Annotated in this window: 9 protein-coding genes and 4 tRNA genes; 8 read left to right on the forward strand and 5 right to left on the reverse strand. The window is 56.1% G+C overall.

Annotated features, from left to right (window positions below; all coding sequences use genetic code 11):
• The first annotated feature begins 6 nt into the window (after positions 1 to 6).
• On the forward strand, positions 7 to 1,116 hold the full coding sequence (gene thiO / locus K3169_RS04575; protein WP_263270274.1) for a glycine oxidase ThiO: 1,110 nt from the start codon (positions 7 to 9) through the stop codon (positions 1,114 to 1,116).
• Between the two features lie 77 nt (positions 1,117 to 1,193).
• Here the strand turns inward: thiO and K3169_RS04580 are convergent, their stop codons facing one another.
• Both K3169_RS04580 and K3169_RS04585 read right to left on the reverse strand, forming a co-directional pair.
• Positions 1,194 to 1,433, reverse strand: a complete 240-nt coding sequence (locus K3169_RS04580; RefSeq protein WP_263270275.1) for a PP0621 family protein — start codon at positions 1,431 to 1,433, stop codon at positions 1,194 to 1,196.
• Positions 1,434 to 1,780: 347 nt separating this feature from the next.
• Positions 1,781 to 2,794, reverse strand: coding sequence for an outer membrane protein assembly factor BamD (locus tag K3169_RS04585; protein ID WP_027899727.1), 1,014 nt, complete (start codon positions 2,792 to 2,794; stop codon positions 1,781 to 1,783).
• A 148-nt stretch (positions 2,795 to 2,942) separates the two neighbouring features.
• Here K3169_RS04585 and rluD point away from each other — a divergent pair, with 148 nt between their 5' ends.
• The 7 genes from rluD to K3169_RS04620 all read left to right on the forward strand — a co-directional run bounded on the left by rluD (position 2,943) and on the right by K3169_RS04620 (position 8,178).
• A complete protein-coding gene (gene rluD, locus K3169_RS04590) occupies positions 2,943 to 3,905 on the forward strand; it encodes a 23S rRNA pseudouridine(1911/1915/1917) synthase RluD (RefSeq protein WP_087272735.1) in 963 nt (320 codons plus the stop codon).
• On the forward strand, positions 3,902 to 4,633 hold the full coding sequence (gene pgeF / locus K3169_RS04595; RefSeq protein ID WP_263270277.1) for a peptidoglycan editing factor PgeF: 732 nt from the start codon (positions 3,902 to 3,904) through the stop codon (positions 4,631 to 4,633). The genes rluD and pgeF overlap by 4 nt, the downstream gene beginning before the upstream one ends.
• 269 nt (positions 4,634 to 4,902) lie before the next feature.
• Positions 4,903 to 7,467: an ATP-dependent chaperone ClpB gene (clpB, locus tag K3169_RS04600; RefSeq protein WP_263270278.1), complete on the forward strand. Its 2,565-nt coding sequence runs from the start codon at positions 4,903 to 4,905 to the stop codon at positions 7,465 to 7,467.
• Between the two features lie 284 nt (positions 7,468 to 7,751).
• Positions 7,752 to 7,827 (forward strand) — tRNA-Asn (locus tag K3169_RS04605).
• A gap of 21 nt (positions 7,828 to 7,848) precedes the next feature.
• Positions 7,849 to 7,925 (forward strand) — tRNA-Pro (locus K3169_RS04610).
• A gap of 5 nt (positions 7,926 to 7,930) precedes the next feature.
• A tRNA-Lys gene (locus K3169_RS04615) sits at positions 7,931 to 8,006 on the forward strand.
• Between the two features lie 95 nt (positions 8,007 to 8,101).
• Positions 8,102 to 8,178, forward strand: a tRNA-Pro gene (locus tag K3169_RS04620).
• A gap of 325 nt (positions 8,179 to 8,503) precedes the next feature.
• On the opposite strand, the gene xerC is transcribed toward K3169_RS04620, so the two are convergent.
• The 3 genes from xerC to K3169_RS04635 form a co-directional block, all read right to left on the reverse strand.
• Entirely contained in the window at positions 8,504 to 9,907 is a 1,404-nt protein-coding gene (gene xerC, locus K3169_RS04625; RefSeq protein WP_263270279.1) for a tyrosine recombinase XerC, read from the reverse strand.
• On the reverse strand, positions 9,904 to 11,799 hold the full coding sequence (gene mobH / locus K3169_RS04630; protein ID WP_263270281.1) for a MobH family relaxase: 1,896 nt from the start codon (positions 11,797 to 11,799) through the stop codon (positions 9,904 to 9,906). The genes xerC and mobH overlap by 4 nt, the downstream gene beginning before the upstream one ends.
• Positions 11,800 to 12,220: 421 nt before the next feature.
• Positions 12,221 to 12,913, reverse strand: coding sequence for an SOS response-associated peptidase family protein (locus tag K3169_RS04635; RefSeq protein ID WP_263272216.1), 693 nt, complete (start codon positions 12,911 to 12,913; stop codon positions 12,221 to 12,223).
• Between the last annotated feature and the right edge of the window lie 95 nt (positions 12,914 to 13,008).

A 13,008-nucleotide genomic window follows, 5' to 3' on the forward strand; every position in this document is an offset into this window, starting at 1 on the left:
AACAAGATGTCCAGGCAGCAGGTTGTGATTGTTGGCGGTGGTGTGATCGGTTTGTTGACCGCTTTCAACCTCGCATCCGAAGTTGATCAGGTCATTCTTGTGGACCGTTCCGGTGTCGGGCAAGAAGCGTCGTGGGCGGGCGGTGGCATTGTTTCCCCGCTCTACCCGTGGCGCTATAGCCCCGCAGTCACAGCATTGGCGCACTGGTCGCAGGATTTCTATCCACAACTGGCGGAGCGTCTGTTTGCACAGACCGGGGTCGATCCCGAAGTGCATACCACCGGTTTGTATTGGCTGGATCTGGATGACGAACAGCAAGCTCTGGAGTGGGCAGCCCGAGAGGCGCGACCGCTCAGCGCTGTGGATATCTCGGCGGTTCACGACGCTGTGCCTGTGTTAGGCGAGGGCTACAAGCGTGCTGTTTACATGGCCAACGTCGCCAACGTGCGCAATCCGCGATTGGTCAAATCCCTGAAAGCGGCGTTACTGGCGCTGCCTAATGTCACTGTCCATGAGCAATGTGCAGTCACTGGCTTTGTCCGTGCAGGTGATCGGGTGTTGGGCGTGAGCACTTCATCCGGGGATATTCTGGGCGATCAGGTGGTTCTTGCAGCAGGTGCCTGGAGCGGAGAGTTGCTCAAGACACTTGGCCTTGAATTGCCGGTAGAGCCGGTCAAAGGCCAGATGATTTTGTATAAGTGCGCTTCGGATTTTCTACCGAGTATGGTGCTGGCCAAAGGGCGATATGCGATCCCTCGGCGTGACGGGCATATTCTCGTGGGGAGTACCCTAGAGCACGAGGGCTTCGACAAAACCCCTACCGATGTAGCGCTTGAAAGCCTCAAGGCTTCTGCGGTGGAGCTGCTTCCCGCGTTGGCTGACGCTCAGGTGGTCGGTCACTGGGCTGGCCTGCGTCCGGGCTCGCCTGAGGGCATTCCCTATATTGGTCCCGTGCAGGGTTTTGAAGGTCTGTGGCTCAACTGTGGCCATTACCGTAACGGCCTGGTGTTGGCGCCCGCGTCCTGCCAGTTGCTGGCGGATCTGCTGGTTGGGCGTAAGCCGGTGATTGATGCGGCACCCTATGCGCCTGGCGGTCGGGTGGCCGGGCTGCTGTAGGAGTGAACGTGTTCGCGAAGCAGTGTGTCAGGCAAAAGGCCTCGTGAACACGATCACTCCTTCAGAACCGACGCAGCTCAGCGATCGCGAGTCGCCGGCCCTTCCAGGCGATGTGCCTCGCTGCAATACCATTGCTGGCCCTGATTGATGGCGCGGTCCTGAGGCAAATGCACACCGCATTGAGCGCAACGCACCATGGGTGCTGCCACACCTTCAGGGGGCGGAGCTTTGCGACGTGGGGCAGGCGGGTTGAGCAGACGCTTGACGAACCACACAACCGCCGCGATCAGCGCGACCCACATAATTAAGCGAATCATGATTTCCAGCTTAGTGATTGGAGATTTGGCAGTGTAGCGAAGCAGAGGCTATTGGAATAGCTTCAGCCCGCAGGACTGGCTTTAGCCGGGAAGTCGTCTCTCCTGCAAGTTGGTCATTCTCCATCAGACTGTAATCCTTCAATGGGAATGCATTTTCTGTAGGAGCTGCCGAAGGCTGCGAAGCGTTTCTCCGGACACACCGCCATCGCAGCCTTCGGCAGCTCCAGGTCACATGTTTGCTGCGCGACAGCGTAGTGTTAGGGACACCGGGGTGAACTCCTACAGAACACTCAACATCGGGGCGCAAAAAAAGAGGCCCGCAGGCCTCTTTCTTGTTAACGCTGGTATCAGTCAAACATACCAAACGTCATGTAGCTGAACCACGAGCGGTCTTTTTCGCCTTTCGCTTCGCGTTCCTGCTCGTCGAGCTCTTCCTGATTTTCCGGCAGCAGCTCACGCGGGATGGCTTGCTTGGCGTCTTCGTACTGCTTGATCACGTCCTGGTTGGCGCGGGTTTCACCCGGCGGCAGCGGCGGATTGCTTTCGATCAGGCCCAAGGTCGCCTTGGACAGCCACGAGCGGTTGTCCGCTTCGGCTTCGCGCGGTACGAACTGACCGTCAACCAGTTGTGGATGGTTCGGGTAGTTGGCCTTGAGCACTTCCAGGCTGGTGGCCGCCAGATCGTCCAGATGCAGACGCTGATAGGACTCGACCATCACGGCCAGGCCGTCACCCACGGATGGGGTTTCCTGGAAGTTTTCGATCACGTAACGGCCACGGTTGGCGGCAGCGACATAGGCCTGACGAGTCAGGTAATAGTCGGCAACGTGAATTTCGTAGGAGGCCAGCAGGTTGCGCAGATAAATCATGCGCTGCTTGGCATCCGGCGAATAGCGGCTGTTCGGGTAGCGACTGGTCAGTTGCGCGAACTCGTTGAATGAGTCACGAGCGGCACCCGGGTCACGTTTGGTCTGGTCCAGCGGCAGGAAGCGCGCCAGCAGGCCAACGTCCTGGTCGAACGAAGTCAGGCCTTTCATGTAATAGGCGTAGTCGACGTTAGGGTGCTGCGGGTGCAGGCGGATGAAGCGTTCAGCAGCGGATTTCGCGGCTTCCGGCTCACCGTTCTTGTAGTTCGCGTAAATCAGTTCGAGCTGTGCCTGATCAGCATAGCGACCGAATGGATAACGCGACTCCAGCGCCTTGAGCTTTTCTGTGGCAGTCGAATAGCTGTTGTTACCCAGGTCGGCCTGCGCCTGCTGGTACAGCTCGACTTCGCTCAGGTTTTCGTCAATCACTTCCTTCGACGAGCAGGCAGCGGTGAGTGCGAGGATGGCTATCAGCAGCAGGTGTTTCACTTGCATGGCGGCTTGCGTCCCTATAACGGTCGCTGTCTTGGGCGTGACCGTCCTGTTATGATGAGCACCCCGCGGAACCCCCGGGGCAAAAGACGCCGTATTTAACCACAAGCGCGCTGCCGAAACCAAAGGCTAGCCGCCACCTAGTCTGGCCATGTCCGAAAATATAGAACTTCGCGCAGAGGTGCCGTCCGAATTGGGCGGTCAACGCCTCGATCAAGTCGCTGCACAATTATTCGCTGAGCACTCTCGCTCGCGCCTTTCTGCCTGGATCAAGGACGGCCGTCTGACGGTTGACGGAGGCGTACTGCGCCCCCGTGACATCGTACACGGTGGTGCTGTCCTGCAATTGATTGCAGAGCAGGAGGCCCAGGGAGAATGGCTCGCTCAGGACATCGAACTCGATATCGTCTATGAAGACGATCAGATCCTGGTCATCAACAAGCCTGCCGGTCTGGTGGTGCATCCCGCTGCCGGTCACGCCGACGGCACGCTGCTCAATGCCTTGCTGCACCACGTGCCGGACATTATCAATGTGCCGCGCGCCGGTATCGTGCACCGTCTCGACAAGGACACCACCGGTCTGATGGTGGTCGCCAAGACGATTCAGGCACAGACCCAGCTCGTTACCCAACTGCAAAGCCGTACCGTGAGCCGCATTTACGAGTGCATCGTGATCGGTGTTGTCACGGCCGGTGGCAAGATCGACGCGCCGATTGGCCGTCACGGTCAGCAACGTCAGCGCATGGCGGTCATGGAAGGCGGCAAGCAGGCGGTGAGTCACTACCGCGTGCTTGAGCGTTTCCGCTCCCACACCCATGTGCGGGTCAAGCTGGAAACCGGTCGTACCCACCAGATTCGTGTGCACATGGCCCATATCAACTACCCGTTGGTGGGTGATCAGGCTTACGGCGGTCGTTTCCGCATTCCGCCAGCCGCCAGTGTGACCATGGTCGACTCGCTGAAAACCTTCCCGCGTCAGGCGCTTCATGCGCGTTTCCTGGAGTTGGATCATCCGACCACCGGTAAACGCATGAGCTGGGAATCGCCGCTGCCTGACGATTTCGTCTGGTTGCTGTCGCTGCTCAAGCAGGATCGCGAGGCGTTCATCGGGTGAGTGACTGGCTGATTCCCGACTGGCCCGCGCCTGCGGGAATCAAGTCCTGCATCACAACCCGTAACGGCGGCGTCAGTCTGGCGCCGTTCGACAGTTTCAATCTGGGCGATCATGTTGATGATGATCCGCAAGCCGTCGCTGCCAATCGCCTGCGTCTGACCTCGGAGCTAAAGATTCAGGCTGCCTGGCTCAAGCAAGTGCATGGCGTGGTGGTTGCTGAGGCTGACCCGACCCAAGTGGTCGAGGCTGACGCCAGCTGGACTGCAACGCCGGGCATTGCCTGTACCATTATGACCGCCGATTGCCTGCCTGCTCTTTTCTGTGACCGGGCCGGTACGCGTGTCGCGGCTGCTCACGCCGGTTGGCGTGGTCTGGCCGCCGGTGTGCTGGAGGCGGCTGCCGACAGTCTGCAAGTGGCCCCTGAGGACATCATGGTCTGGCTTGGCCCTGCTATCGGCCAACCGTCCTTCGAAGTGGGTGGGGAAGTTCGTGATGCTTTTATCAGCACGCATCCACAAACTGACGCCGCTTTTATACCCAGCAAAAATCCTGGCCGTTTCATGGCCGACATCTATGCCCTGGCTCGCTTGCGACTGGCGGCCCACGGAATCACTGCTGTTTATGGCGGTGGCTTCGATACCTTCACTGATCCTCGTTTCTATTCCTACCGCCAGAGCGCCCGCAACGGCCGGTTTGCCTCGCTGATCTGGATAGATCCAGTCAGGTAGGAGCGAACTTGTTCGCGAAAAAGGGTGCAGCCGATAGATAAACGTCGCCTGCCGCCCAATCTCGCGAACAAGTTCGCTCCTACCGGCACGGTCCCCGTGCGGGAAATCATTCGTGGGGCTATCGTTCAGACGTCCCACTGCATTGCTGATCTGCGTCAATCAATTTCAGCTTGAATCTCACGCAATTGCCCGCATGTAGTGGGCATCCAGCAGGTTTTTTTCATAGGTGTGTTTATTTGCTCCGGCCTGCTTATATAGGAAGGTGACTAATGCGTATCGATAGATTGACCAGCAAATTACAGTTAGCGTTATCCGATTCCCAATCCCTGGCGGTAGGTCTTGACCATCCGGCCATTGAGTCTGCGCACTTGATGCAGGCGTTGCTTGATCAACAGGGCGGCACCATCAAGCCGTTGCTGCTGCAAGTGGGCTTCGACATCAACAGTCTGCGCAAAGAATTGAGCAAAGAGCTCGACCAACTGCCGAAAATCCAGAATCCAACGGGCGACGTGAACATGTCCCAGGATCTGGCGCGTTTGCTTAATCAGGCAGATCGTCTGGCGCAGCAGAAGGGCGACCAGTTCATCTCCAGCGAGCTGGTCTTGCTGGCGGCCATGGACGAAAACAGCAAGCTGGGCAAGTTGCTGCTTGGCCAGGGTGTCAGCAAGAAAGCGCTGGAAAATGCCATCAGCAACCTGCGCGGCGGCTCGGCAGTCAACGACCCCAATGTCGAAGAGTCGCGCCAGGCTCTGGATAAATACACCGTCGACCTCACCAAGCGCGCCGAAGAAGGCAAGCTCGATCCAGTGATCGGCCGTGACGACGAAATCCGTCGGACGATCCAAGTGCTGCAACGCCGCACCAAGAACAACCCGGTGCTGATCGGCGAACCTGGCGTGGGTAAAACTGCCATCGCTGAAGGTCTTGCTCAGCGCATCATTAATGGTGAAGTGCCGGATGGCCTCAAAGGCAAGCGCTTGCTGTCTCTGGACATGGGTGCTCTGATCGCCGGTGCCAAGTTCCGGGGTGAGTTCGAGGAGCGCCTGAAATCGCTGCTCAATGAGCTGTCCAAACAGGACGGCCAGATCATCCTGTTCATCGACGAACTGCACACCATGGTCGGCGCCGGTAAAGGCGAAGGCTCCATGGATGCGGGCAACATGCTCAAGCCTGCGTTGGCGCGTGGCGAGTTGCATTGTGTCGGTGCGACCACGCTTAACGAGTACCGCCAATATATAGAGAAGGACGCGGCCCTTGAGCGGCGCTTCCAGAAAGTGCTGGTGGATGAGCCGAGTGAAGAAGACACCATCGCGATCCTGCGTGGCTTGAAGGAACGCTACGAGGTTCACCACAAAGTGGCGATCACTGACGGCGCGATCATTGCGGCCGCCAAGCTGAGCCACCGTTACATCACCGATCGGCAGTTGCCGGACAAGGCCATTGACCTGATCGACGAAGCGGCCAGCCGTATTCGTATGGAAATCGACTCCAAGCCGGAAGTGCTCGACCGTCTTGAACGCCGTCTGATCCAGCTGAAGGTTGAATCCCAGGCATTAAAGAAAGAAGACGACGAAGCTGCGATCAAACGTCTGGAAAAACTTCAGGAAGAAATCGTCCGCCTGGATCGTGAATACGCTGATCTGGAAGAAATCTGGACCTCGGAAAAAGCCGAGGTCACCGGCTCTGCGCAGATTCAGCAGAAGATCGAACAATCGCGTCAGGAGCTGGAAGCAGCTCGTCGGCGTGGCGACCTGAATCGCATGGCTGAATTGCAGTACGGGATCATTCCCGACCTGGAGCGCAGCCTGCAAATGGTCGACCAGCATGGCAAGCCTGAGAATCAGTTGCTGCGCAGTAAAGTGACTGAAGAGGAGATCGCCGAAGTCGTCTCCAAGTGGACCGGGATCCCTGTGTCGAAGATGCTCGAAGGTGAGCGCGACAAGCTTCTGCGTATGGAGAGCTTGCTGCACCAGCGCGTGATTGGTCAGAACGAAGCGGTGGTTGCTGTTTCCAACGCGGTACGTCGCTCTCGTGCCGGGTTGTCTGATCCGAATCGCCCAAGTGGTTCGTTCATGTTCCTCGGCCCAACCGGTGTCGGTAAGACCGAGTTGTGCAAGGCGCTGGCGGAGTTCCTGTTCGACACTGAAGAAGCGATGGTACGTATCGATATGTCCGAGTTCATGGAGAAACATTCCGTGGCTCGACTGATCGGTGCACCACCAGGCTATGTAGGTTATGAAGAAGGCGGTTATCTCACCGAGGCGGTGCGTCGCAAGCCTTACTCCGTGATCTTGCTGGACGAAGTGGAGAAGGCGCATCCGGATGTGTTCAACATCTTGCTGCAGGTGCTGGAAGACGGTCGCCTGACTGACAGCCATGGTCGTACAGTGGATTTCCGCAATACCGTGATCGTCATGACCTCCAACCTGGGCTCGGCGCAGATCATCGAGCTTTCCGGGGATCGCGACGCACAGCGCGCGGCGGTGATGGATGCGGTAAGCAATCACTTCCGGCCGGAGTTCCTGAACCGTATCGACGAAGTGGTGATCTTCGAACCTCTGGCCCGCGACCAGATTGCCGGCATTACGGATATTCAGCTGGCTCGCCTGCGCAGCCGTCTGACCGAACGCGAACTGAAACTGGAGCTGAGCCCCGAGGCGATGGATAAACTCATCGCGGTGGGTTACGACCCGGTTTACGGCGCTCGTCCGCTCAAGCGTGCTATCCAGCGCTGGATCGAGAACCCACTGGCGCAGTTGATTCTGTCGGGTGGTTTCATGCCCGGCTCCAGCGTCACCGGCACAGTGGTCGACGACGAAATCGTCTTCAACTGATGGGGTTTGCAGTTCAGGCTCGCCAGCGATGGGTTATTGCAGGTGAGCCTTGCGCTGCTGATTGATGAATTTGCGAGGGCCGAAAGGCCATCTGAAAAAAAATCGCAAATCATTGTCTTAAAAGCAATTTAAGGGGTTGACACCTCTTTTTAAAATTGTAGAATAGCGCGCCTCAGAGACGTGAACGCAGCGATGCAAACACATCGAAGAGGCTGAATTAACAAGTTAACAGCGCGTTAGTTCAGAGCAGTAAGTTGTAAAAGTTGCATCTGAAATCGATACGTTCCGCGATAGCTCAGTTGGTAGAGCAAGTGACTGTTAATCACTGGGTCCCTGGTTCGAGTCCAGGTCGTGGAGCCAGATTTCAATATGTAGCTGTATCGGGGTATAGCGCAGTCCGGTAGCGCGCCTGCTTTGGGAGCAGGATGTCAGGAGTTCGAATCCCCTTACCCCGACCATTTTTGGGTCGTTAGCTCAGTTGGTAGAGCAGTTGGCTTTTAACCAATTGGTCGTAGGTTCGAATCCCACACGACCCACCATTTTTGGTTTCAAGGTTCACCTTGAGACCGAATCTTAAAGATCTGATGCCACTTGTATCAGGTCGCAGGCAGCTAGTTGAGGTGCCTTGATTTACCGGGGTATAGCGCAGTCCGGTAGCGCGCCTGCTTTGGGAGCAGGATGTCAGGAGTTCGAATCCCCTTACCCCGACCAAACACTGTTGTGGCTGTATCTTTAGGACCTTGATGGGTGTTCATGTCTCAGTTGAGGCAGGCTTTACCGTATGAGGGGTCTTATACCCAAACAAGCAGCCGTCTGTCGCGAAACATAGCGCCAGCAAGCTGTGATGTCAAATTGGAGCGCCCCGTACCGAGCGAATGCTTGTGTATGGGGCGTTTTTTTTGGCAAAAATGCTGTGCTGCGCGTGTATCGGCCCATCTGGAGCAGTCATTAGGCCTGACAACTAGATAATCGGCAGCACGATGCATCTGCTGATAATGGCAGATTGCCTATTTTTACAAATCTCAAACTCAGATGATCAGCCTGACCTGCCGATCCATCCGGCTAGTTCCAGCATTTCTGGACGTAGATGCCGAGCATCTTGGCTTGGGACAGGTCTGTCTTGGATAACTGGTTCAGCACCAGTTCCTGCGCCCGCAATGTTGTTCTGTACCCATCTGGTGAGTTCCCCCAAACTTCTCAGCAGATCTTCCGGACTGGAGCAGCCTAACGGTAACTGGCTGACTGCGGTGTCGCGGTCACTAACGGGCGGGGGCGTCTCGTCGTGGTTGACTGTCCTAGGATCTGGTGCAGTTGATGGGCTCATGGTCGAGACTTTTGCAACCAGTGTGCGGGGCTTGGCTAAGGCTCGGCCAGCTATGCTATCGGCTTCTGTAGTGGTTTCGCGAGTCGTAGTTGACGGAGTCAAGTCCTTGACTGGAGCAGATATTGGTCGGTGTCTATCAGCACGCAGCGTCGCATCCGGTTTAGCCATGTAGCTGATCTTGGCTGGCCGCTTTCCTCGCTCATTCATCACCTCCCGCATCATGTCGTAATCGGGTTCGATGTAATCCATCGTGGTAGCTATATTCGAGTGGTTCAGCAACTTCTTGGTCAGATAGATGTTGCGTTCCGGGAGCGTCATAAGCTCACTGGCAATCGTGTGCCGGAAACGGTGAGGCGTCATTCGTATCCCGGTCATAGCAGTGAGTTTTTTGTACATCGCCTCGACTTGATTGGAATCCATCTCATGGCGGCGGTAATGGCCTGAAAATCTGTTCACGTTGAACAGCTGGTCGCCAGGCTGGAATCTCAAGGCCTTCGCTGCGTGCATGAGCGTTTCCAGCTGAGCCATCAGGCCGTCCGGGATCGGAATCAGGAACTCACGATGAGTCTTCTCTGTTTCGCCTCTAACTCTGATCAGCCGATCGCGCAGGTTCACATCCGCATATCTCAGGCATAGCAGCGCGTTGAGCCTGATCCCCGTGTAGTAGAACGTTTCGAATACGCTCAGCCAAAACCAGGCAGGTGTAATTTCTGTCCGCTTTGCGGTGGCACGCTCCTCTGCGGCCAACATCATTAGCCAGTTACGAGCGCGGACGCTCGCGTCGTTCGCAACTGTCTTTTTTGGGCGCTTGGGCGGGATCACTCGCGTGTTTTTAAGTGGGTTAGCAACCAGATCCAGCAAGCCGTGCTCGATTGCATAGCCGTAGATGGTGCGCAAATGGCTGGAGTAAGTGTTCCAGCTGCGCTTGGATATCCGCTCGAGCTCAGACCTGCGCCAGTCAAGCATGTCGCGGTGGGTGGTCTCACAGGCAAGGCAGTCGCCGAAGAATCTGACGTAGGATTTTGTGGCAGCCCAATAGATCTTGACGGTGTCGGGCCTCAGGTCATGAGTGAGAATGTATTCCTGGGTCAGTTCCTTAAGAGTCATCGGTTTCATTCAGATGTATCCTTATCTACCAATTCTGCCAAGCTGATGACTGGGTTGTCATAGGGCACCTCGCTGAAGACGTCGGTAGGCTCTATGAGCAGATAGCCCCGCAGTTGCTTGCTTTTTCGTGGCCCTTTGACCAGGCATGTCCAAATATTCAAGCCTGCGGCAGTCTTACGATGTTTTTTCAGCTTCTCAAAAGATCGCTGAACGAGCTGCCAGGCTTCAAGATCACGTTCTCTCGCCTCTCGCTCTATATCTGGATGCTCAAGTGCATAACGTTTGAATATGTCCGGGCTCACCAGGAACGCTGTGCTATCTACGGTATGCACTCGTGCCTTGGCGTCGTTGATGATGATCCTGTGAGAGATCACGCCTCCCTTCAACCATGTGAGAAAGTTCACACCGTGATTTGAGCTACCTTCAAGCGAAATTTTTGCTGGCTCTTCGACTGGGGCGGTGTCTTTCATTGTTTTTTCACCCCCAAACTGACGAGGTTGGCTAAGACGGGGAGGTGCCGGAGGAGGGGGCAAGAAGGGAATCTGATCACCATCGTCAATCGACTCAGGCATCGGTTGAGTCGGTGCTGTCGCTACCGGATCGGGGAACAGGTCGAGCAGCTCGTCCAGCGCATCAAAATCTTTTACTGCAGCAGCTGCCTGCTTAGGTGCATGAGGGGGCGGGGCTGTAGGTGTTTTTGTGTTTCTCGCGGATTCAGATTCGTCTCCTCCAGCAGGCAGGGCCTCGTTGTCATCCGTAACCGCTGCAGATTCCAAGGTCAGCGTTCCGCTATACGCATCTGGCCTATCAGTTGTGTTCGGCCAGATCAGTGCCGGCGCTATTTTCAGTACCGTGAACGTGTTCTTCCAGCCGCGACCATTGTCGATGCTGGCCTTCCAAATGGCTTTCCCGTCTCCGTTCGGCTGAATGATCGCTTGATCCTGGAGCAGGTTAAACATTGGGGCGTTGGAGGTGGGAATATGTTCGATACCTTGGGAGAGCAGATGAGCTCTGAGCTGATCTACGGCTGGCTTGCTTACAAGCCACAAGCCGTCCTGAGTCAGCCATCCGTCCGAGGGACCATCGGGCTGGTTCAACTTGAACTTCTCGGAGACTAGCATTCTCAAGCCTTCAGCCAGCTGTCGCTGAATGGATTGTTTGGGCGCCGACATAGCCCTACCAGGATTGCCTCCGAGTTCCTGTGCCACGGAAGCCTGGTCAGCTTGGGAGACAATTTCACCAAGGATATCCGCATGCTCATACTGGCCAGCGAACGCGAACACGAGTTGAGACCAGAGCTCGGGAAACCCGCTGAGCCAGTCCAGTGCCTTCGCCGGAATCACGTTGGAGTAGATCAGCGACGAAGCGGCTCCATGTAACCGATAGTCTCGACCTTTCACATACTTGAATCGGTATGGCTGATCCAGAGGCCCGTGCCATGGATGCCAGGTAGTGCCATCTGCGAGTTCAATCTTGACGTCTACCGCAATTTTGCCCAGGTCGTGGACAAGCGCACCGTAGGCCGATGCTGCAGACCATGCTTCTGACTGAGCAGCCTGTGATTCGGGCGGCGCTCCAATCGGGAGCAGATACATTTGTCGGATTTTCAGTGCGTAGGCGACGATTTCGAGACCGTGATCCAGCATGCCACCGTGATATGCATGGTGATGATTCTCAGAGGCAGGGAGATGCTGCACCAAGGCTGCGTAGCTCTTGAATGCTTGCATGTAAAGCGTATCAAACTGCTCTCGGGGCAGAGAGGTCCTCTGCCAGATGTTCTCAATCAACTGACGCCGACGGGAAGTAGAAAGCAGCGCGTCGGGCGACTCAGGTTTGATAAAGCCTGCAGCGGCATTGGACGAGATCGGAGAAGCTTTTCTTCGCTTGAAGAAACTGAGCATTTAGGCACCCATGATGAAGTCATTGGTGGGCCTTTTGCTCTATATGGCGGAGCGTGACAAGTCGAAACCTATATCCGTCTTGGAAAGGTTATCTGCGTAAGCTGCCATCTGAGTGTGGGATCCAAACAGCGTCAGCGACGGGATGTTCCCATGCCTGCCGAGAAAAATTTAGTCTCCAAGTTGAGTAAGAACCTATGTAACTCACGTTTTATGGAGGCCCGCCTTTCGAACCCTTTCGGCGTCCTTTTCCGGCGGACTCGCCGGCCTTTTCGGGTAAGGCACTTACCCTTATTCCCCATTCCATTCAAACCCTTCGCCTTGCCATTTGCTTCAGCCCATTTCGCCCCTTTTGATGCGGACGACCTGTGGCAGACGACAACGGACCGCCGATGTTCAAATCGAAGTCAAGGGCGTGGGGCAGTCAAGGGTTAACTGGCTGGATTAGCTCCGGTCCTTGATTCCGCACGTTCCCGACTGCGCGATCCACCGGGAACCATTCAAAATCGTCAACAATCCTGCAGTGCTCTTTTGCCAACGCTTCGGCTTTCTGCGGTGTAGTTTCGAAATCAAGCCATGCCCGCGCATCTTCTGCCGTCAGTACCACCGGCCGACGATCATGAATGTCCACCATTCCGGAATCGCTCGCCGCCGTAATGATGACGAACCCGTCAGCATCATGCGGCTCAAGCCCCCTGTGCACCTGGGCCAGCGCCGCGAAGAACATGGGCTTTTTACTCTTAAGGCGGATGAAGTAGGGCTGCTTCTTCTTGGGGTCATCTGCGTCCTTCACCCATTCAAACCAGCCGTTCGCTGGTACAACTGCCCGTCCGTTAGGCCATAGCTCCTTGAAGAACTTCCCCGTCATCACGGTTTCGACTCGCGCGTTGATTGGTGCTGGTCGTTTGCCCCTTGCCCAGAAAGGCTCCCACCCCCACCGAACCTTGTCGACACTCAGGCCCTCCTCCGTGGGGCGGATGATCTCAACCCGAGTGCTAGGAGCTACGTTGTAACGCTCGATGGGCCGGAGGTCGTACCCATTGATCACGAGCTGCTCTGGGGCAAGTTCCTTGAGGTAGTGGTCCATGGATTCGTAGATCGAGTAGCGTCCGCAGATGATGTCACCCCTAATGTCACTCGTCGAAAATGCCTTTCAGTACGATTGACCGCGCGCAGGCCAAAGAGTTAACTGTATATCTATACAGCTAATTT

The organism is Pseudomonas phytophila, from assembly GCF_025643095.1.
Classification (GTDB): Bacteria; Pseudomonadota; Gammaproteobacteria; order Pseudomonadales; family Pseudomonadaceae; genus Aquipseudomonas; species Aquipseudomonas quasicaspiana.